Origin of the sequence: Streptobacillus canis (assembly GCF_009733925.1) — a bacterium.
Lineage (GTDB): Bacteria > Fusobacteriota > Fusobacteriia > Fusobacteriales > Leptotrichiaceae > Streptobacillus > Streptobacillus canis.
The window spans coordinates 21,719-44,189 of sequence record NZ_WOEI01000002.1 but is presented as its reverse complement, the minus strand read 5'-3'; the positions used below and the strand labels follow the sequence as shown (position 1 = coordinate 44,189).

At 25.8% G+C, this 22,471-nt stretch carries 13 protein-coding genes; 4 read left to right on the top strand and 9 right to left on the bottom strand.

What is annotated here, in order from left to right:
- Nucleotides 1-3: 3 nt before the first annotated feature.
- Nucleotides 4-933 (bottom strand): metal ABC transporter solute-binding protein, Zn/Mn family, encoded by a 930-nt coding sequence (locus tag GM111_RS01145; RefSeq protein ID WP_156299063.1) that lies wholly within the window; start codon nt 931-933, stop codon nt 4-6.
- Between the two features lie 386 nt (nt 934-1,319).
- On the opposite strand from GM111_RS01145, the gene GM111_RS01140 reads away from it, so the two are divergent.
- Complete coding sequence (locus GM111_RS01140; protein ID WP_156299062.1) at nt 1,320-1,664, top strand: DUF4870 domain-containing protein; 345 nt, start codon at nt 1,320-1,322, stop codon at nt 1,662-1,664.
- 282 nt (nt 1,665-1,946) lie between these two features.
- On the top strand, nt 1,947-2,870 hold the full coding sequence (locus tag GM111_RS01135) for an IS30 family transposase (protein ID WP_197034431.1): 924 nt from the start codon (nt 1,947-1,949) through the stop codon (nt 2,868-2,870).
- An 82-nt stretch (nt 2,871-2,952) separates the two neighbouring features.
- Here GM111_RS01135 and GM111_RS01130 read toward each other — a convergent pair whose 3' ends face one another.
- The 4 genes from GM111_RS01130 to GM111_RS01115 form a co-directional block, all read right to left on the bottom strand.
- Nucleotides 2,953-3,525 carry a tetratricopeptide repeat protein gene (locus GM111_RS01130; protein WP_156299061.1) on the bottom strand — a complete coding sequence of 191 codons (573 nt, stop codon included), beginning with the start codon at nt 3,523-3,525 and terminating at the stop codon, nt 2,953-2,955.
- Nucleotides 3,526-3,590: 65 nt separating this feature from the next.
- On the bottom strand, nt 3,591-4,013 hold the full coding sequence (locus GM111_RS01125; RefSeq protein ID WP_156299060.1) for a MarR family winged helix-turn-helix transcriptional regulator: 423 nt from the start codon (nt 4,011-4,013) through the stop codon (nt 3,591-3,593).
- A gap of 265 nt (nt 4,014-4,278) precedes the next feature.
- Entirely contained in the window at nt 4,279-14,499 is a 10,221-nt protein-coding gene (locus tag GM111_RS01120; RefSeq protein ID WP_156299059.1) for a hemagglutinin repeat-containing protein, read from the bottom strand.
- A gap of 15 nt (nt 14,500-14,514) precedes the next feature.
- Nucleotides 14,515-15,918, bottom strand: coding sequence for a ShlB/FhaC/HecB family hemolysin secretion/activation protein (locus GM111_RS01115; RefSeq protein WP_197034430.1), 1,404 nt, complete (start codon nt 15,916-15,918; stop codon nt 14,515-14,517).
- Nucleotides 15,919-16,451: 533 nt separating this feature from the next.
- Here GM111_RS01115 and GM111_RS01110 point away from each other — a divergent pair.
- Both GM111_RS01110 and GM111_RS01105 read left to right on the top strand, forming a co-directional pair.
- Nucleotides 16,452-18,140: a solute:sodium symporter family transporter gene (locus tag GM111_RS01110; RefSeq protein WP_156299057.1), complete on the top strand. Its 1,689-nt coding sequence runs from the start codon at nt 16,452-16,454 to the stop codon at nt 18,138-18,140.
- A 1-nt stretch (nt 18,141) separates the two neighbouring features.
- On the top strand, nt 18,142-19,599 hold the full coding sequence (locus tag GM111_RS01105) for a sulfatase-like hydrolase/transferase (protein WP_156299056.1): 1,458 nt from the start codon (nt 18,142-18,144) through the stop codon (nt 19,597-19,599).
- A 61-nt stretch (nt 19,600-19,660) separates the two neighbouring features.
- On the opposite strand, the gene tnpA is transcribed toward GM111_RS01105, so the two are convergent.
- From tnpA to pyrH, 4 genes are read right to left on the bottom strand one after another with little or no spacing between them, the layout of a single operon-like run.
- Nucleotides 19,661-20,104: an IS200/IS605 family transposase gene (gene tnpA, locus GM111_RS01100; RefSeq protein WP_156299055.1), complete on the bottom strand. Its 444-nt coding sequence runs from the start codon at nt 20,102-20,104 to the stop codon at nt 19,661-19,663.
- Nucleotide 20,105: 1 nt separating this feature from the next.
- Nucleotides 20,106-21,140: a rod shape-determining protein gene (mreB, locus tag GM111_RS01095; RefSeq protein ID WP_156299054.1), complete on the bottom strand. Its 1,035-nt coding sequence runs from the start codon at nt 21,138-21,140 to the stop codon at nt 20,106-20,108.
- Between the two features lie 8 nt (nt 21,141-21,148).
- Nucleotides 21,149-21,706 carry a ribosome recycling factor gene (gene frr, locus GM111_RS01090; protein ID WP_156299053.1) on the bottom strand — a complete coding sequence of 186 codons (558 nt, stop codon included), beginning with the start codon at nt 21,704-21,706 and terminating at the stop codon, nt 21,149-21,151.
- A gap of 44 nt (nt 21,707-21,750) precedes the next feature.
- The gene (gene pyrH / locus GM111_RS01085; protein WP_156299052.1) at nt 21,751-22,467 is read right to left on the bottom strand and encodes a UMP kinase; all 717 of its coding nucleotides are present in this window, start codon (nt 22,465-22,467) and stop codon (nt 21,751-21,753) included.
- Nucleotides 22,468-22,471 lie beyond the last annotated feature (4 nt).

The following is a 22,471-nucleotide window of genomic DNA, read 5'->3' as shown; positions in this document are numbered from 1 at the left end:
AACTTATTTTAATGCATTTGCTATTGTATCTGCATTAAATTTTAAAGTTTTAATATATGTATCTGTATCATGTTCTTTATCTCCCATAGAATCTGAATAAAGTTCTCCACCTATTCCTACTTCAAATCCTTTTGCTTTTACAGCTTCTTGTAATGATTCTATACTCTTATGGTTAACTGAACTTTCAACGAATATTGCTTTGATTTTATTTGCAACAATAAAGTCTGCTAATTCATTTATTTCTTTAGTTCCTATTTCTGAATCTGTTGAAACTCCTTGGATTGCTTTAACTTCTAATCCAAATTGGCTTGCAAAATATCCAAAAGCATCATGTGCTGTAATTAATACTCTTGAACCTTCAGGTATTTCATTTATTTTATTTTGTACATAGTTTGTCGCTTCATCTAATTGTTTTAAATACGCATCTAAATTAGCCATATAAAAATCTTTATTTGTTGAATCAAGTTCTGCTAATTTATTTGCAACTGCTTTTGCTTGAACTCCCCAAAACTCTGTATTAAACCAAACATGTGGATCATATACCCCTGCTTCTTCTTCAACAAGTTTAGATTGGTCTAATTGTTCTCCTAAATTTAAAACAGCTTTATCTTTTAAGTTGTCAAAAATTTCTACCATTTTACCTTCTAAATGTAATCCACCATAAACTACTAAATCAGCACCTTGTAATTTTTCAATATCTCCTGCTGTTGCAACATATAAATGCGGATCTTCTCCTTCACCCATCAATCCTGTAATTTCAACTTTATCTTTACCTATTTCATCTAATAAGTTTACATAATAATTTAAAGTTGTTGTTACTTTAATTTTTGCAGCTCCTTCTTCAGGTTTTACTTCTTCTGTAGCTTTATTACCACAAGAAAACATAAAAATTGTTAGCACTAATGCTAATAAAAGTGATTTTAAATTTTTCATTTTTGTACCTCTTTCTTAATTTTATCAAGGTAATCATACTATATTTTTTATACTTTGTCAATCAAAATATTATATTTAAAAATTAAGACATATCTATAAAAATAGCCGTTTTATTTTTAGTTTGATATTTACTTAATTATTTATTATCAAACTAATTTTTCTCTAAAACATATATTTACAAAGTTCTTTAATTATTTTTAAGTGAAAAATATTTTAATAATTCATAACCATACCAATTAAGCTCTGTAACGAGAAAATATTTTTTAAAAATTTAAAATAATAAAAATATTATGAAAGTAAAAATAAAGTTTTAGAATTAATAGTTCATATATTAGACAATCAATAATAAATTTGGTATAATATAATTGAAAGTGAGAGTGATAAATTTGAAAAAATCAGTAGGAAACTTAGATGAAAATTTAGTTGCAACTATAATATTAGCAGCAGCAAGCTTACCTTTTATGGGAGTAATTTTTAGCTTTGGAGCTTTAATTTTAGAAAAAGAAAATAATTTTGTTAGAGATTATGCTAAACAAGGACTTATATTTTCCATAATTAAATATGCTTGTTCATTCTTTAAAGAGGTTGATTCTTTCTTTTTTGCAGGAATATACGGAGTATTACAATTAATTTTATTAATACTAATTGTTGTTACAGCAATACATGCTTATAAAAAAGAAGAATTTAAATTTGAATTTATGAAAAAAATTTTTGATTATATAAAACTATAATTAAAAAGGGGCTGTTGAAAAGTAAGAGTTTTTTTCTTCTTCAATAGTCTCCTCAAAAAATAGAAGGGATTAATCTAAAAAAAATTAGATAATTCCTTCTATTTTATTAATTTTTTTGTACAGATAAATTATCATATTAAGTGCAACACAAAAAAACTCATAGAGAATCTATGTTAAAATATAGGTGACCAAACCAATAATTAACAGGAGGATTAATCTATGAGTTACAAACATATTACCATATTTGAAAGAAGTTGTATATAGCAATTTTTAAATTTAGGAATGAGTATAAGGGAAATAGCTAAAGCAATTAAAAGGTCTCCTAGTACAATTTCAAGAGAAATTAAGAGAAACAAAACTAAAACTAATAATAAGTATTCGTCTTTTGAGAGGTATTTTCCAATAGTCTCTCAAAATAAATATGAAAAAAGAAGAATAAAATGTAAAAGAAATCTTAAATTTAATCACAATTCGATAAAATATGTAGAATCTAAAATATTAGAACAATGGTCACCAGAACAAATATATCAAAGGAGTAGTTTAGATAATGTTAAAATCCCATCAACTTCGACTATTTACAGATTAATAAAAAAAGGTATATTACCAAAAGTTTCTATGAAATCTTTAAGAAAAAAAGGAAATTTTAAAAGACCTAATGAAAAAAGAGGAAAGTTTAATGATAGAGAAAGAACCATAAAAAAAAGAGATAAAAGTGTATATAAAAGAATGGAATATGGACATTGGGAAGGTGATACCGTAGAATCTGGAAGATTTGACCACAAGAGAAAAAGTAAATATTGTTTTTTAACATTAGTAGAAAGAAAATCAAGATATTGTAAGGTGGTGTTGCTACCGGATAGAACAGAAAAGAATGTTACAAGGGCAGTTATAGAAGCTTTAGGAGATTTACCAAAAGAAATGGTAAAAACAATAACCTTTGATAGAGGAAAAGAATTTTCAGGATACTTGAAAATAGAAGAAAAATTAGAATGTAAAACATATTTTTGTGATCCATATTGTGCTTGGCAAAAAGGAACAAATGAAAATACAAATGGGCTTCTAAGAGAATATTATCCAAAGGGGATGGATTTATCGGAAGTAAATGAAGAAGAATTAGAGTTAGTACAATCAAGGCTTAATAATAGACCTAGAAAATGTATAAATTTTAAAACACCTAACGAAGAATTGTTCGGAAACTTATATTAGGTGTTGCACTTGGCTTGACAATTTACCCACAAAAAAAGAGGTTAATTACATGTTAGCCTCTTTGATTATTAAATTTTAATTTTTACTTTATTTTTTCAATTTCTTTTATTCTATTTTCAACATGTTCAATTTTTCTAAGTAATTCTTCATCTTTAGAATCTATATTATATGCAGCTTTAAATTCTTTAAGAGCTTTTCTATGTCTTCCCATATGCTCATATTTTCTTCCAAAATCTATATGTGCTCCATACATATCAAAATCAAGAAATATTGCAAGTTCATAACAATCAAGCGCTTCTCTTAACATACCTTTTCTTGAATAAACATTTCCTAATAAAAACAATAAAAAAGGTTCTCTTTCACTTAAATAAAGAGCATTCTTCAATCTTTCTTCTGCTTCATTTAAGTTTAAATTTTCATAATATAGATAACCTAAATAACCTTCTACTTCATGATCATTTGGAAGATATTTTGATAATTCTTCATATAACAATATTGCTTTATCATTTTGAGAATAAGCATGATATATACCTGCAAGTTTTTTTAAAGATTCGACATCTCCGGGAGTTTTAGCTATTTTAGCTTTTAGCTCTGTTTTTAAATCCTCTATATTCCCATTATATCTAAACTCCCTAAAAACTAATGTTGATAACATAAATATCTTTCCTTTCAATAACTTATTTATGTATATATATTAGCATATTTACTGATAAAAATCAATTATCTTAGTCTATTATACACATCAAAGATTTTATCAGTTAAAGTTTTTAATTCTTCATCAGAAAAATTAGAAAATAAATCTTCTAATTTTTCCTTTTGTTGTAAGTATACAACCTGAACTATTTCTTTACCTTTTGGACTTAAACTAATGATACTTATTCTTTTATCATTTTCTGGCTTTTCTCTAATAATCAATTCATCTCTTTCTAAGTTTTTAATTACTAAAGGTATATTTCCATTTGTACCTAATACTAATTTTTGTATTTCACCCACACTTTTAGAGCCTTTATGTTTTAAAACTTCTAAAACAGAAAACTGAGTTGTAGTTAATCCATACATTCTAAAAACCACTTCTAATTCTCTATGCATTAAATTTCTTAATCTACTTACTGCTATTAATAACTTCTCTTCCCTTGTAGACATTTTACCTCCATAACTTAAAATATATCTAAATAGATATTTATTTTACACTACTTAATATATTTTGTCAAGTAAAATATTTTGTGAAAATATTAAAAAATATTTTTAAAAATTATTCATCATCTATTATTTATTTTTCTTTAGTAACAAAAATCTTTATTTTAATATAAAAAATGTACCAACAAACTTTTTCACCTTCCTATATCCAGTTTATTGGTACATATTCTATGTCCTATGTTTTATCTCGTAAAAAAGAGAATACATATTATTATTTTTTATTTTTCTTTATATTAATTTCAGAATACTCAGTTTCTTTACTTTGTGTTCCTATATTTTCATATATTGGCTCATTATCTGCTTTTTTTACATTATTCTCAAAATTAATATCTGCATAAACAGGTTCTTTTTCCTTAGTTTTAACTTCAGTGTAAATCGTCTCAAATTCCTTTTCTTTTTTAACTCTAGGATTAACATTTTCATATATAGGATTTTCATTTTTAATAGATTTAACATCTGAATAAATAGGTTCTTTTTTACCTGAATTTATTTCATTTCTTACTTTTTCTATATCTTCAAAGTCATCATCTTCTTCTATAACTTCTATTTTTTTATTTTTTCTAAATAAATTTTTGAAAAAATCTAGTATATTTAATTTAGGTAATATTCTTCTTTCAAATTTTGTATTCGATTCATCTTTTGAATTATCTATCTTTAAATCTTTAATAGGATTTTCTATAACCTGTTTTTTTATAGTAAATTTAAGGTTAGGATTATCCTTAAAGTTTTCATAAAGATAACGTAATTCCTTAGATGTTACAGAATTATAGAAAGGATGATTTGGATCAAATAAATCTTTTAATTTATTAAAATCAATCACTGTTTTATCTTTATTAAATTTAGTACCATCTGTAGCAAGTCCATCTAATGCAAAGTATATTTGTCCACCTCTTTCAAGTGTTTCTTTTGCAATTAACTTAGTCTTTTCAGAAAAGAAATCTATTCTTGTTTCATTTAATCCTTCTTTTACTTTTAGATATTCTTCTATAACTTCATTTTGTTCTTTAGTAAAGTTTGATGAAGTTTTAGGATAATCTATATCTACAAATTCATTTTTCTTAATTTCTTCAAGTAAAACTTTTTCCTTTTCGTTTAATTCATCCATTCTTATTAAAGCTTTTTTAGCTATTTCATTATTTAATAGCTCTGTAATTATTCTTTTATTATCTTCGTTATTAGCTGAATTTATTCTACTACGAGATTCAGAAATTCTTGCACTTCCACCTTCATCAACAAAATTTGCTATATCATCTAAGTCCTTTTCACTTACTTCATTATTTCTAACTTTTTTAGCAAAATTTGATAATCTTGAAAATTCAAATCCTAAATTTAAATCACCAATATAGCTATCTGCAAGTATTGCATTTTTATTTTCTTTATCAGCTTTATTTGCAGCTTCTATCAATTTTTTTCTACCATCTTTTAATCCATATATTAATGCATTATTTCCTAAATCTGTTTTAATCTCTTTAGAAGTTTCTAAATTTTTATTATTTCCTCCTAAATGTTCTATTTCATTAATTTCTCTTAATCCTCCAGTATATCCTTTATCAACAAGCTTAGTTAATTTTTCTCCTAATTTATCTCCAGAATAGAAAGCTTCCCTTTCTAATGGCTGATTTTTATAATCTAGATAATTTAATCCATTAGGACTAATATAGAATACTTGATTTAAACTTAAAAGTTTAGCATCATTTTTAATTTCATCTGCTATATTTTTATCTTTATTTCTTGCAAGTTCTGCTTGATCATGATGAGTTAGCTCATGAACTATAGTATTTAATATTGATTTATTATTCATCTTTTGAGTTTTAGCAAAATCAAAGAAAGGAACAATATTTGTATGAACTACTCTTTTATCATAATAACCTTGTCCTAATGAAAGTGCGCCCTTATTTGTTCTTACATCGATTTCAGCTGCTTTTCCATCTATTCCTGCAAGTTCTTTTAAAGTTTCTCTTTTAACTTGTTCTACCATATTAAATAATTTAGTTATATTTTCTTGATTTCCTGCAAGTTTAGTTTTCATTAATCTATGGAATTCTGGATTTTGATCTAATTTTTCAGTAATTCTATCATTAATTTTTTCTCTTAATTCAACATATGCTTCGTCAAATTGTATATTTCTTAATATTTTAGCCATGTTATTAAGATTAGATCCTGTAAATTCTTCAATAGTATCAGGTCTTACAAACTTAGTACCTTCTTCATTTGATTTCTTTCTAAGTACTTCATTTTCCTCTGCACTTAATCCATAAGATATTTTTTCTACAGCATTTAATAAATGCTCTTTAGGTATATTTTTAGAATACTCTGCAATTATTTTAAGTTTTTTCTCAGCTTCTTTTGCTGAATCTTTTTCTCTTGCCTTTTTCTTTGCTTCTTCAAATAATTTTTTAGAATCAATATCTGATTTATATACTTTTTGGAATAAACTATCACTTAAATTATCTGCTGATTTAAAAGCTTCTCTTTCTAATGGTTGTTTTGCATAACCATGTACATGAGAATCTGTTGTAATATATAATTCTTGATTTAACGCAAATAAATTAGCATCATTTTTAACTTTAGAAGATAATTCAGAATTATCTTTATTTTTAGCAAGATATGCTTGATCATGATGAGTTAATTCATGTATTATTGTATTTAATAACTCTTTATTTTGATCTTTTTTACTCTTACTTTTAATTGGTGCTACTATATTCATAGTAACTATATCTTCAAGATAATTACCATGTGTTTTTACTTTACCTTTTTTATCTTCTAATACTAATTTAGGTTTTTCTACTTCAATCCCTGTAACTTCTTTAAATGCATCTTTTTTAGCAGTAGAAACAATTTCAAATAATTTTCTTAAATTTTCTTCATTTCCACTTAAGTTAGTATTCATAATTTTCTTAAATTCAGGATCTTTAGATAATTTATCAAAAATTTTACTATCTACTTCTTTTCTTACTTCTTCATAAGATTCATTAAATTTAACATTTTCAAATATTTTACCTATTTCTTTTCTATCATTATTTGTAAGTTTGTTTTTATCTACAGTATCAGGAACAACAATTTTTGTAGCATTTTCAGCTGATTTTTCAACTATTTTTGCAACTGTATCATTATCATAACCATACACTACTTCATTTAATTTATTTAAAAGATGTTCTTTAGGTATATTTTCAGAATTTTGTGCAATTTTCTTAAGTTTATCTACCGCTTCTTTTTGTACATCTTTATTTTCAGCATTTTTACGTGTTTTAGCAAATAAAGCTTCTTTTTCTGCATTACTTAATTGTTTTGGTATATATGGTGTATTTCCAAATCCTTTAACAACTTCTTTTTCTACCTTAGTTTCTGATTTCTTAGCTTTTAATTCCTTTTCATACTCTTCAATTTCTTTTAAATTCTTTTGAAGTGCTTTTTCTCTTTCTTGGAATTCTTCTTTTGTTAATCCATCGTACTTATCTACATCTTTAGATTTTTTTATTTCTTCATATATCCCATCAGATTTTTCTTTTTCATCAATAGCTTTTCCAGGTACTTCTGGTAATGGTCTATTTGTTAAAACTTTTTTAGTCTCTAAACTTTCATATATTGGGTTATCTTTTGTTACTTTTTCATCTTTATTTTTACTAATTTTATTCTTTAAATTTTTAGCTTTTTGAATAATATTTTTGCTATCTTTAACTGAAAAACTTAAACTAGCTGCTCCGCCTTTTTTAAAGCTATCTTTAGTTATCTCTTGCGCATTATCTAAATTAGTTTCTACATCTAATGAATTAACATTTTCAAATCCTAATACTGATTTTGAAATTTGTTGTTTATCTTTAGAATCTCCTATTTCTATATCTGCACCAATTTCACCTGTAAGTCCTCCAGAACCACCAACTATTGCTCCTCCGGCTTTTTCTTCAGTAGTTATATTTTTAGTTTTAATTTCACCTTCAACATTTAATTTACCTTTTTTATTCTTAGACCCTAATACTCCTGCTTCTAATTCTAAATTATTCTTAACATCCACATCTAAAGAACCATTTGAAGTAATTCCACTTTGTTCACTAATTTTGTTTCCTTGTTCATAAATATATCCAGCTGATGCATTTCCACTTATTCTTCCTGCAAGTAAAGTATTACTTGCAACACCTAATGAAATATTTCCTCCTACTTCAGATTTTATCTTTTTATTATCCACTTCATCTAATGTAGATTTAATAATTAAATCTTTTCCAACTTTCACTTTAGCATTTCTATTAGCATGAACTTTAGCTCCTTCAAGTTTTGTACTTTCTTTAGATTCTATTTCTACATTATTTGCACTAAGTTTAGAAATATCGGTAGTTTTTTCTTTATTATTTTCATAAGTAAGTCCAACATTTCCGCCTGCTCCTAATTGAGAATTTGCACCAAATAATGCACTAACTCCTGCGCTTTGTGTTCCTCTAACTTCTGCTTCTATATTAATTTTTTCAATAGAAGTTCTATTCTTTCCTCCGATTAAATTAATATCTTTTTCTGATTTTAATTTAAGTTTATCTCCAGCTTTTACATCTACATTATTTAATGTAATATCCCCTTTTGTAGTTTCTATAGATACATTATTATCTGAATTAATATTTGTTTTATTTATACTTTCTTTTTCTACACCTGTTCTAGTATAAGAAATACCTACACTTTGTTTAGATTGAGATCCAATACTATCATTAAATAATAGATTAGTCGCTGCACCTGCAACTTTTAATGCTGTAAGTGTTTCATTAAGTTCATTATTTTTAACATCAGTTGCTATTTCATTTACTGTATTTACAGAATCTAAAACTGAACTATTTACAGTACCACTTTGTTTTAAAGTTACATTAATGTCATGAGATTTTTCATTATATGTATTAGTTTTTTTAGTAGATTTAATTTCTCCTGCTTTAATATTTACATTACCTTTACTTGCAGCATTTAATCCCCCTAAATCAATAGCTTTTTTAGCTGTAATATCAGCACCTTCACTACCTATGATTATATTAGAATTTTTAAAATTATTTACTTGTACATCTTTAGTTTTAAATCCTACTTTTACTCCCGCATCTGCATTAGCAAGATTAGCTATTTTAGCATGTCTATTTTTTACTTCTTTACTATATTCATTTGTAATTGAAGAAGATATACCATCTATACTATCTATTTTCCCTTCAACTCCAAGTCCTGTAACTCCAGCTCCTCCACCAGCACTTAAAGAAATTGTTAAGTCTTTTAAATTACTTGTATACGTTTCTTCTACAGCTTCTATATTAATATCTTTTCCACTATTAATATTACCTGAATTTGCAACTACGTTAGAACCTTTAATCTTTATATTTCCTTTATCAGTTAATACCTCTAAAGCTCCTTTTGAAGTAATATTACTTGACTCAACTTTAGTTAATGTTTCTTCTTTACTTCTATTTTCATATGAAACATATCTTGCTCTTTCTTGAGCAATTTTTTCTTCTATTTTTCTAGTTTCATTTTCTATATTAATATTTTCTTTAGCCTGTAATTTTAAATACTCTTCTCCATGAATATTACTTCCTTTAATATTTAAATCTTTTCTTGCTTCAATATTTGTTGCAACTCCTGATTTAATATTTGATTTATTCACTTGTTCTTTTTTAATATCAAATGAAGTATTAGAAATTATTTCACCAAATCCTGATGAAGTTTTATTCCCTTTTTCTTCTTTTTTACTAATAGAACTTGAAATATTTACATCCTTACCATTTATTTCTAAAACTTTTTTAGCTTCTACATCAGATGCTTTAATATTAACATCTTCTGCAGCTATTAATGAAACATTTTTCCCTTCTATTTTAGACTTAATACTTTTTTGCTCTTTAGAACTTGTTTGTTCATAACTATGTTCAAATACATCAGATATAGCTTTATCAGTTGAAGTTGATTCCTCTGTTATTTTATCAGATATATTTAAGTTTTCTTTAGCTCTAATATTTACATTTCCTTCTTCAGATTTAATTTCACTTGCTTTAACCTCTACATTATTACCAAGTAAAGATATTCCATTTTGTGCTTCTATTCTTGAAAGCTCTAATCTTACATCTTCTTCTGCATCTATTATAACTTTATTTTTAGCACTAATATTTGTATCAAATCCCTTATTCCCTTGATTTGTTAGTTTTTCTGTAGATAATATTACATTATTCTCTGAACTAATTTGTGAGTTTTTATTTTCAATATTCTTAATACGACTAGTTATTATATTTTCTCCAGCAACTACAGATGAAAAATTATTTTTATCTTTTCCTTTAATTCTTCCTTCAGTTTTTTTAGATAAATAAATCACAGGAGTTAATACTTTCGCTCCTTTAATTTCAGTTTCTACATACCAAACTATATCTTTTTCTAATTTATTAACTTCTTCTTGAGTAAGTGATTTACCTATTTTTAATCCTAGTCTATTTCCTTCAATACTTGCTTGAGTTAATAAATTATCAACTGTTTCTTTAGAAGGTTTTAGATTTTTATCATTAATATTAGATAACATATTATTTATCATATTATTTTGATAAAATTCATCTCCTATAACTTTACTATCTTTAGTTGATCTTAATTCTTTATTTACATTAGCTTCTAGATATTCTAAACCTTTATACTGATCTTTATCCTTTATATATTCAGAAGTAACATATTTATATTTACCATCTTTATTTTCTTTATATATTCCATTATCTTTTGGCAATACTTTATTTATTGTATCTTGTATAGTTGTTTCGCTGCCATTACCTACTTCTATTACTCTTTCATAAAATGCATCAGCATCATAACTATCTCTATAACCTTTACCTTCAATATTTTCCGCTTGATCACTATTTTTTAAACTTCCATAAGCCATTACTATATTTTTCCCAGCACTAATTAATGCTTTATTTCTTAAACTATAGTAATTTATTTCTTTATCTTCATCAAATTTAGTATCAACTCTGTTTTTATATTTCCAATCTTTACCTAATACTAAACTTAATACTTTATCAAGTTCTGGAATATTTGCATTTTTTAATAATTCAAAATATCTTCCATTATCGTTATTAAGTTCTCCAGATTTTAATAAGTCATAAAGATTTTTATTTGCAACTTCGGCTGATTCAAAAACAGTATTACTATTTACTAAAGATGAAGTATCCCAGCTTATACTTACATTAATTTTTTTAAGTATATCTATAGCTTTTCTTTTATGTGTAGTAGTAACATTTTCAGTTTCTGCATCTATATATATATTACCATTTGCAAGTATAGCTGAATCTTTATTTAATATTTTCTTCCCTGTTTCCCATACCCCTTTTTTACCAGTAATCGTTAAATTAGCTCCAGATCTAATTAAAGAACCTTTTGCTTCTAAATATGCTTTTTCATCTGGTATAGTTAACTTTAAATAATATCCATTATACCAAGATTTCCAACCAGCTTCTTTAATTTTTAACCCTCTGCTATATTCCTTAGTTTCTCCATTTTCTATTTTAACTTCAGTACTTTCACCCAGATTTTTTAATTCATCTGCTCTAATTGCTAAACTACCTTCAGTTTCTATATTTGATAAATTATTTGTTACTTTTTCTGCAACAATTAATCCCTTACCTTGAGCTTTGATTAAAGATTCATTTTTATTTTCTATATCTTTATTAACTTCAAGTGCAATAGCTCCTGATGAATAAATAACTGAATTATCATTAATAATATTTTCAGCAGTAATTCTTATTCCATTTTTACCACCTATTATTAATGATTTATCTTCATTTTTAACATTACCTTTAACATAAATTTCTGCTCTATTTCCAGATATTACAGCTTGATTATCTGAATTTCTAAATGCTGTATTATTTCCGTCAGTTTTATTTACTAGATCTTTTTCTACTTCTAGATATAGTGTAGAATCTGATAAAATTTTACCATGGTTATTTAAATCATTTTGAATATTTCCTCTAATATCTCCTGTAGCTTTAATAGTTGCTGTTTTTTCATTTTTTAAATTTTCTATATGTAAACTAATTCCACCTTTAGATAAAATACTTGATTTATTTTCTAAATCTTTACCTTGAATAAAAATATTACTATCTCCAGTATGTTCACTAAAATCTGTTCCTTTATGTTCTATTTTACCTTCATTAATAATTTTATTATTTGATCTAATAGTTAAATATGCATCTGAAGCTATATTACCTTTATTTATAAAATCATTATCTTTAGATGCTAAATATAGAGTACTTGCAGCTTCTATTTCTGCATTTCCCTCATTTGTAAATTTTGAACCTTTTAAACTTACTACTTCACCAAATATTTTAGCTTTATTTATAAATTCTCCATTAGCATTAATTCTAAAATTACCTTCTGCATAAATATTATTATTTATAGTTACATTTTCTGTAGTATATATTCTAGCATTTCTAAAATTAATTTTATCATTAACTGTAAACTCTTTACTTTCTATTAATATATTTTTTACATTAATATCTGTTTTAACTTCTACATCTTTTTTTCTATTATTTTCAAATTCATAATCTCCCTTATGGGCTTTTTTAAATTTACCTGTACTTAATGATAAATTATCAATATTAAAAAATTCTCCGCCATTAACTATTATCCCATTTTCATTTGCTATTATTACATCCGCACTTTCTCCTAATAACTCTAATTTACCAGCAAGATTTGTAGCTTCTTCTTTAGTATTTAATACTTCATTAAGGATTATTTTAGCTGAACCATAATATAGGTTTTCATTTTTATGTCTTATATTTTTAGATAATGCTTGAGATATTATATCCTTATCTTCACTATTATTATTTAATAATATACTATAGTCTTTATCAACGCTAAATTTAGAAAAATAGTTATGTGATATACCGTCATGTTTTGCTGCATTAATATCTATTAATGTTGCTTTATCTTCTTGATTTTCATAAAGTTTTATTTTTCCTTGAGAATTTAGTGCAAGTTTAACTTTAAATGATTCTTCATTTAAGTTTTTAAGCTTATATCCATCTTCTCTTGGTTTTTCTTTTTCTCTTTCTATTTCTGTATCAAAATCAAAACTTTCTTTTTCTTGTTTATCTCTTGTATTAATTACATATATTTTTTCACTTTTATATTTTTCTACTTTTTCTTTATATTTTTTTTCTCTATCTTCAACAGTTTCTTTCTTTAATTCTTCTTTTTTCTTATTATATTCTTCTTCTGATAATAATGTATCTTCTATAGGTGTTTCTTTGTTGAATTTTTTTATTTTTTCATCATCTTTATCTTCACCAAATATTATACCTATTGAATCTCCCACTTTTACTTTATTTGGAAGTAAAATATTTAATAGATTATATTTAGATTTGTCTTTTTGTTTATCTAATTCTTCTTTTTCTCTTTTTGTATCATAGTATCTTTGGTAAATTTTTTCTTGACCTATAATATTATTAATATATGATTCTTCATCTTTCGCTGTCATTTCTTTTAAATTTAATGTAAATTTATTACCCACATCTACTAATCCATCAAATTTAAGTTTATCTTCATTTTTAGCTTTAATTATTAAATTATTACCTACTTTAACATCATTAATTTTAATATCTCCTGTAGCAGAATCTATAACTAATTCATCTGCTACAACTATTTCTTTAGAATTATGTTTTATTCCAGAATTTTCTCCTTCAACTTTTAAAAGTATTCTATTTCCATACATAGAACCATATTTAGATGTTTCTATAAATCCATTTTTTGCTTTTAAATTAATATTTAAACCTTTATTTTCTTTACTTCCTAAAGTTGTATTAACATATATATTTTGACCTTCAATATTTAACTCTTTATTATTACCTTCTATATCTAAACCATTACCTTTAATTTCTATATTTCCTTTAGATATATTAAATTCATTTTTTTCTTTATCATATTTCCCAGTATTTAAGGTTAAACTATTTACATTATGAAATTTTGCACCGTTAACTGTAAATCCACTTTCATTTGCTATTATTAAATCTGCTGACTTACCATATATTTCTACTTGTGTTTTCCCTAAATATGTTTCATAATATGGATCTACTTCTGCAATAATTACTTTTGCCTCAGTTCCTTCTAATTTTTTATTTTCATCTAAATATTTATTTAATATTTTTGATTTTTCATAGTCTGATTCATTTTTTAAAACTGAGTTATTAAATATTAAATTATCTTTATTTAGATATAATTGGTCATATTTATTATGTGATACACCTTTTTCATTAGGTTTTTCTATATCTGAAATATATGTGTAACCTTTAAAATATGAACCTTCATATTCTACATCTTTACCTTTTACTGACCCAAAATTACTTATTGATCCTGTAATTAAAAAAGTAATTACTAGCGTACGTGTTAATCTTTTTTTCTCTTTTAAACTACTTTTTAATATTCTTTCTGCTTTTTGTAAAATGTTCATAAATTTTCCTTCTCCCTAAAATGAATATGCTAGATTAAAGTCAAAGATATTCTCTCTTTTTTGTTTATCAACTGATTTTAGTCCTTTTGAATAACTTATTCTTGAACTAAATTTACCTACATTAGCTTTAATCCCTGCAGTTATACCAAATATACTCCCATTTTCTGTAGCACCCATATCCATACCTAAATATGGTATTACACTATATTTTTCCTTTTTTATATTATATGATAAAGTATTTTGCATAAATGCTCCCATATTACCATATATATTTGTTTCATTATATCCTCTTACAGTACTTTCACCTCCTAAAGAAACATTTTCCCTTCCCCTTATTACTGAAGCTGACATCTTAACATCATATTCTAAAATATTTCTATTTTTTAAAGGTTTTTGAATATTATATCTTAATTCCGACTTAAATTTATCACTACCTGTTTTTCTAATACCTCTATCATATGTAAAATTAAAATTTAAATCTCCTCCTAATACCTTATCTTTATGATTTAAACCAAGTGTTAAATCAAATTTAGTCTTTGATTGAACTGATATTTTTTGATCAGCTATTCTTGAATCAACAGTTATAACATTTAAACTACCAAAAAGATTTGTTTTAGATTTTGACGTTCTATGTACATTTGTAGCTACTTTAAATTTTTGTGTTACTGTTAAATTATTATTTTTAATTTCACTTTTTTTCCCTTTAATATATCCATTAGTCTTTATAATATTAACATCATAAGAAAAATTATTATTCCTATAAGGAATTTCATAAGCTAAATTTATTATATGCCTATTATTTTTTAAGATTTCTTTATTAATCAGTGTAGAATAAGAAAAATATAGTTTATCATTATATCCCAAAATATTAGAGTTTGAATAAATTCCTGTAATATTTGCTTCATTTATTTTAGTTCCTATATTATCTATACTTAAATCAAAATAACCTTCTTTTCTTTCTTCTTTTTCTTTTATTACTATATTAGAATAACCTTCTTTTTCACTTGCTTGTATTTCCATTAAATGATTAGAACCTCTTACATTTAAGTTTTCAATACCCTGATCTAAATTATGTATTTTTAAAATTTCTCCTTCATAATTACCAAAGGCTGATAATATTTTCTTTTTAGATTTTTCATCATCTTTCCCTTGTATATATATTTTATCAATTTTACCAGCATTAATCTTAAAAACTAAATCTCCATTATTAATATTACCTTCTTTAAAAGAAATACTACTTGTTGGATATCCAAAATTTATTAATATTGTTGTAAATTCATTCATTAATTCAACTATTTTTTCTTTATCTATATTTTCATTCAAATGATCTTTTGCATTTTTTTGTAAAATATTCTTTATAGGATGTTCTCCTTCAAATTCTATATTTTTTATATTACCTGTTAATGCAAACGATTTCATTGTTAATGAAAAAAATATAAAAAATAGTAATTTTTTCTTATTTTTTAATAACATTTTTCCCTTCCTTTTAACATGTATTATTTTTTCAGACAACTTCATTATATCATAAACCAAATATATAATTCTAATACTTTTTATATATCTTAAAATGATATGTTATTTAAAAAAATTAATGATATTTACATGATAATGTCAAAAAATTTAATCAATATTTGAGATAAATAAACTTTTATTTCACTATTCAACTTCTTTATTTTTTACATTTAATTTGATATTAAATTTATAATTATGTATTTCATGAAATACTTTTAACATTTTTTTATTTCACAACTTTATTTTTGACAATAAATATTGTTATAAGTTAAAAAAGTATTTTTTTATTTATACTTTAAATTTAAAGACATTCAAAGATATTATTTTTATAAGGTTAAAAAATAAATGTAAAAAGAATAGACTTTTTTTATTAATTTTTATTTGTATTCACTATTTTTCAAGGTATCTTTTATTAAATAAAATATTTTAGGAGGAATAATATGATTACAACAATTCTAAGTTTTTTACTTGTAACAGGCTTAATCGCACTATTATCATGGTACAAAACAAAAGATGATGATTTAACAACATCAAAAGGATACTTCTTAGCTGGAAGAGGATTAGGTGGTTTAGTAATAGGATGTTCAATGGTTTTAACTTCATTATCTACTGAACAACTTATAGGAGTTAATGCAAATTCATATAACGGAAATTTTTCAATTATTGCATGGACTGTACAATCAGTTATACCATTATGTGTACTTGCTAAATTCTTATTACCTAAATATATAAGAGAAGGATATACAACTATCCCTGAATTCTTTGAAAATAGATACGACAAAGCAACAAGACTTATAATGTCTACTTTATTCTTATTTTTTTATTTATTCATAGCTATACCAACTGCACTATATACAGGAGCTATTGCATTTAACAAAATATTTAACTTAGATCAATTTGGTTTAACTTATGCACAATCTATGTGGGTTACTATTTGGGCAATAGGAATAGTTGGAGCTATATATGCAATATTTGGTGGATTAAAAGCAGTTGCAGTTTCTGACACTATTAATGCTATTGTATTAGTAATAGGTGGATTATTAGTTCCATACTTTGGATTAAAATTCTTAGGAAATGGAAGTATGTTAAATGGTATTAATACAATTACAACTACTCATGTTGAAAAGTTTAATGCTATAGGTGGTTCAGGAGATGCAGTACCTTGGGCAGCTATTTTCACAGGAATTTTAATAGTTAACTTCTTTTATTGGACTACTAACCAAGCAATAGTTCAAAGAACACTTGGAGCAAGAGATTTAAAATCTGGACAAAAAGGTATATTAATAGCAGCATTATTCTTACTTTTATTACCAATAATCCTTAACTTACCTGGATTATTAGCATTCCATATCTTAGGTGAAGGATTAAAACCCATTGATGTTTCATACCCTTCATTAGTTAATAAGGTATTACCTTTACCATTACAAGGATTTTTCGTTGCTGGATTATTTGGAGCTGTTTTATCAACATTTAATTCATTCCTTAACTCTGCTGCAACAATATTTTGTAATGATTTATTACCTTCTTTAAGTAAAGAAAAAATCGATGATCAAAAATTAATATCTATCGCTAAGAAAGTTTCAACTGTAATGGCAATATTAACAATGTTTATTGCTCCATTACTAATGTACGGTACAGATGGAATATTCTTATTTACTAAAAGATTTGCTGGTTTCTTCAATATACCTATAGTTGCTTTATTCGTAGTTGGAATCTTTAATAAAACTGTATCTGGAAAAGCTGCAAGAACTGCAGTAGGATTACATGTATTATTATATTTCACTTTAGTTTGGATATTAAAAGTTAAATTAAACTTCGTACATGTTATGGGTTCATTATTCTTATTTGATGTAATAATAATGTTAATCTTAGGAGCTATTTGGAAAAGAGAAACACCATATGTTGCTCCTAAAGATAATAAGACTAATATTGATTTAACAGATTGGAAATATGTTAACCTTTCAATTGCAACATTAGTTGTAAGCTTATTAGGATTATATGCATTACTTTCTCCAATTGGTTTAGCATCTACTGAAGGTAAACCAGGATTAGTAATTGCAGCTTACGTAGTAATAGAATTAGTTATTATTGCTTACTATACAGTATTAAAAAAACAAGAGGTAAAATAAAATGAAAAACAATATAGCATACATCTTACTAGATCAGGTAAGAAAAGATATGATAGGAGCTTATGGACACAATATAGTTAAGACTCCAAACATAGATAAACTAGCTACCGAAGGTATTAAATTCGAAAATGCTTTCACACCAGCATCTGTTTGTGGACCAGCAAGAACTTCATTATTCACAGGACTTATGCCTTCTACTCATGGAATAATAAGAAATGGTGAAAAAGGTGGGATAGGAGAAATAACATCTGAAAATCCAAATATTATGACATCTTTAGAAGGGTATAACTCTTATGTTGTTGGTAAATGGCACGTTGGAACTAATTCAGTTCCAGCTGATTATGGTATTAAAGGACATAACTTTAATGGATATGGATATCCTGGAAGTGGAGTTTATAAAAATTTAGTTTTTAACCAACCACCTACAAGAATGGGAAATAGATATCATGAATGGTTAATAGAAAAAGGATATGAGATACCTGAAGTATCAAATGCATACTTTGGAGATAATCCTCATTTAAGAGTACAAGAGTTATGTGGATTATTATCTGGAACTAAATATGAAACTATACCTTACTTTATTATAGATGAAGCTAAAAAATATATATTAGAATCTAAAGCAGAAGGTAAACCATTCTTCACTTGGATTAATTTCTGGGGGCCTCATACACCTTGTATAGTTCCTGAACCTTATTATTCAATGTATGATCCTAAAGATATCGTACTTGATGAAAGTTTCTTTAAACCTCTTAAAGGTAAACCTGGACATTATAAAACTATTTCTAAAATGTGGGGAATGTGGGAAGCAAGTGAAGAACATTGGAGAGAGGTTATTGCTAAATTTTGGGGATATATCACACTAATAGATGATGCTATAGGTGATTTCCTAGATTTCTTAAAAGAAGAAGGATTATATAATAATACTTTCATTGTAGCAACCGCAGATCATGGAGATGCCATGGGGGCTCATAAAATGATAGAAAAAGGGGAATTTATGTTCGATAGTACATATAATATTCCTATGATAATTAAAGATCCTAAATCAAATAGAATAAATGAAGTAGATGAGAATCTTGTTTATTTACACGATTTAACTGCAACTGTTTATGATGTAGCTGGTCAAGAGGTTCCATCATCATTTGAAGGTGAATCAGTACTTAACATCGTAAGAGAAAAGAAAGATAATGATAGAAAAGGTTTATTATGCCAATTAGCTGGACACTTCGTAGCATTCGAACAAAGAATGTGGAGAAGAAAAGATTATAAGATAGTATTTAATGCTTCTGATGTTGGAGAACTTTACGATGTAGTAAACGATCCAGGAGAATTAAATAACTTATTCTATAATGAAAACTATAAAGAAATTAAAAAAGAATTACTAGAAGAAATGAGAACTGAGATGAAACGACTTGGAGATCCTCTAGAAAACTGGGTATATAGAATCATTAATGAAATATAATATAAATGGCCATTTTAAATGGCCATTTTACTTTCAAAAAAAGATTGCCTAAGCAATCTTTTCATTCATTACTACAATTATGACAACTGCAGTCATGTTCTATTATATTACATTTAATTTTTGTTTTGATATAATGGTTTATCATATCCTGACTTGGTACTCCTTCTGTAATTAAGAAATATGTTTTTTCCCATAATCCACCATCTTCTAATACTGTGTTTACGTGTTCAAATTCTTTCTTTATTAATCTTGAAGTAGCACTCTTATATGCATTTATAAACTTAGAAATTTCACTTTTTGGGTGAGCTTTAAATTTAATATGTATATGATCCTTTTCATAACTATAGTCATATAATTCTATTAAATATGTTTTAGATATCTCAATAAATTTATCTATAGCATATTTAGAAACTGTTTCATCAAAAATTGAACTTCTATTCTTAGTAACTAATACTAATTGATAGTAAAGTGCAAAAACTGAATGATTATTTCCATAAATTTCCATATTAATTCTCCTTAACTAAAAGTGTATTTAGTAAATGTTTATTATCAAATGCATAACTTCCCCCTACAGCCACTGAATCAAGTGGTGCATTAGGTACTTGTACAGGTATTTTTACTTCATTTGCAATTAATTGATCTAAATTAGAAATTAATGCTCCTCCACCAGTAAGCACTATACCATTATCTAATATATCTGATGCAAGTTCTGGTGGACATTTACCTAACACTTCTTTAACTGCACTTACTAAATCAGATAGTGAATCTCTTATAGCGTCACATACTTGATTTGAAGTAATTGTTAATTCTTTAGGTTTTTTATTGTTTATGTCTAGTCCTTTAATAACAAGTTTTTTGTTTTCACTTTCTGGTACAGTTAAAGCTGTTGATAGTTCTTTTTTAATTTTTTCTGCAGTTCTATCTCCAATATTTAAAGATAATTTTTCTTTAACATATTTAACTATATCATCATCAAACTTATTACCTGCTATTCTTATTGATTTTGAAACTACTATTTCATCTAGGGATAATATTGCTATATCTGTAGATCCTCCACCTATATCTATAACCATATTTCCATTAGGATTTGAAATATTAACTCCTGCACCCATTACTGCTGCTCTACCTTCTTCTATTAAGAATATTCTTTTAGCATCATCTAGAGCATCAAATAAGGCACGTCTTTCAACTGTAGTAACTTCTATAGGTACACATATTATTACTTCAGGTTTAAACGGAGATACTCCATAAACTTGTTTCATAAATGCTGAAAGCATTTTTCTTGTTGAGTCTATATCAGAAATTACCCCATCTTTTAACGGTTTAATAACTTCTATACTTTTAGGGTTTTTACCCAACATTTCTCTTGCTTCTTTACCTACAGCAACCACCTTATCAGTTTTTTTATCTTTAACTATAACTGAAGGCTCATTTAAAACTATTTTTTTTGCTTGTTTATCATAAAATAAAACGTTTGATGTACCTAAATCTATAGATATTTGTTTTTTTATTCTAAAAAAGTTTATTAATTTATTAAACATCAATATCACTAGATACTTAATAATTCTTTTTCTTTTTTAGCTAAAAGTTCATCTATATGTTTAATACAATCATCAGTTAATTTTTGAATTTTATCTTCAACTTGTTTTAAATCATCTTCTGTGATTTCAGAATCTTTTTCCATTTTTCTAACTTTATTGTTATAGTCTTTTCTAATATTTCTAGCAGCAACTTTTCCTTCTTCTGCTTCTTTTTTAACTACTTTAACATATTCTTTTCTTCTATCTTCTGTAAGTTCAGGTACAACAAGTCTAATTATTCTACCATCATTTGAAGGATTGAATCCAATATTTGCAGCAAGTATCGCTTTTTCTATTGCTGGTATTAAAGATTTATCCCAAGGATCAATAATTAATAATCTTGGTTCTGGTGCTGTAACTGATCCAACTTGGTTTAATGGTGACATTTGACCATAGTAATCTACAGTAACTCCATCAACCATAGAAATACTAGCACGCCCTGCTCTTACGTGTGAGAAACGTACTTTAGTACTTTCTAAAGTTTTCTCCATTTTTTCTTCAATTTCTAATAATAGTTCTTCTACCATACTATCTTCCTTCCGTTTTTTAGTTTCAATATATTATACCTCGATTAGTCATTTTTTACTAATGTTCCTATTTTTTCCCCTTTAGCTAATTTTAGCATATTACCATCTTTTAATGCGTTAAACACTATTATAGGCATATCATTTTCTCTACATAATGATAATGCAGTTGCATCCATAACTTTTAAGTCTTTACTTAATGCTTCTTTAAATGTGATTTCTTCAAATTTAACTGCATCTGGATGTTTAACTGGATCTTTATCATATATTCCATCAACTTTAGTTCCTTTTGCTAAAACGTCTGCTTCAATTTCTATGGCTCTTAAAGCTCCACCTGAATCTGTAGTGAAATATGGATTTCCAGTTCCACCTGCAAATATTACTACTCTTCCTTTTTCTAAATGTCTAATTGCTCTTCTTCTAATAAATGGTTCTGCAACTTGTGGCATAGAAATAGCTGTCAATACTCTTGTTGATACTCCACCTATTTTTTCTATTGCATTTTGTAAAGCAAGACCATTCATTATTGTAGCTAACATTCCCATAGTATCTCCAGTTGATCTATCCATTCCAACTTCCTCACCAAATTTTCCTCTAAAGATGTTTCCTCCACCTATAACAATAGCTAATTCTACACCTTCATCATGTATTTGTTTAATTTGTTTTGCAAAACTATGTAAAACATCATCTGAAAAACCAAAATCTTTATCTCCTGCAAGAGCTTCTCCACTTAGTTTTAATAATATTCTTTTATGTTTTAGCATTAAA

What these genes read in the sequence shown, in the direction of transcription:
- GM111_RS01145 (WP_156299063.1), bottom strand. Translation starts at nt 933, where the DNA reads ATGAAAAATTTAAAATCACTTTTATTAGCATTAGTGCTAACAATTTTT.
- GM111_RS01135 (WP_197034431.1), top strand. Translation starts at nt 1,947, where the DNA reads ATGAGTATAAGGGAAATAGCTAAAGCAATTAAAAGGTCTCCTAGTACA.
- GM111_RS01130 (WP_156299061.1), bottom strand. Translation starts at nt 3,525, where the DNA reads ATGTTATCAACATTAGTTTTTAGGGAGTTTAGATATAATGGGAATATA.
- GM111_RS01125 (WP_156299060.1), bottom strand. Translation starts at nt 4,013, where the DNA reads ATGTCTACAAGGGAAGAGAAGTTATTAATAGCAGTAAGTAGATTAAGA.
- GM111_RS01120 (WP_156299059.1), bottom strand. Translation starts at nt 14,499, where the DNA reads ATGAACATTTTACAAAAAGCAGAAAGAATATTAAAAAGTAGTTTAAAA.
- GM111_RS01115 (WP_197034430.1), bottom strand. Translation starts at nt 15,918, where the DNA reads ATGAAATCGTTTGCATTAACAGGTAATATAAAAAATATAGAATTTGAA.
- GM111_RS01110 (WP_156299057.1), top strand. Translation starts at nt 16,452, where the DNA reads ATGATTACAACAATTCTAAGTTTTTTACTTGTAACAGGCTTAATCGCA.
- GM111_RS01105 (WP_156299056.1), top strand. Translation starts at nt 18,142, where the DNA reads ATGAAAAACAATATAGCATACATCTTACTAGATCAGGTAAGAAAAGAT.
- tnpA (WP_156299055.1), bottom strand. Translation starts at nt 20,104, where the DNA reads ATGGAAATTTATGGAAATAATCATTCAGTTTTTGCACTTTACTATCAA.
- mreB (WP_156299054.1), bottom strand. Translation starts at nt 21,140, where the DNA reads ATGTTTAATAAATTAATAAACTTTTTTAGAATAAAAAAACAAATATCT.
- frr (WP_156299053.1), bottom strand. Translation starts at nt 21,706, where the DNA reads ATGGTAGAAGAACTATTATTAGAAATTGAAGAAAAAATGGAGAAAACT.
- pyrH (WP_156299052.1), bottom strand. Translation starts at nt 22,467, where the DNA reads ATGCTAAAACATAAAAGAATATTATTAAAACTAAGTGGAGAAGCTCTT.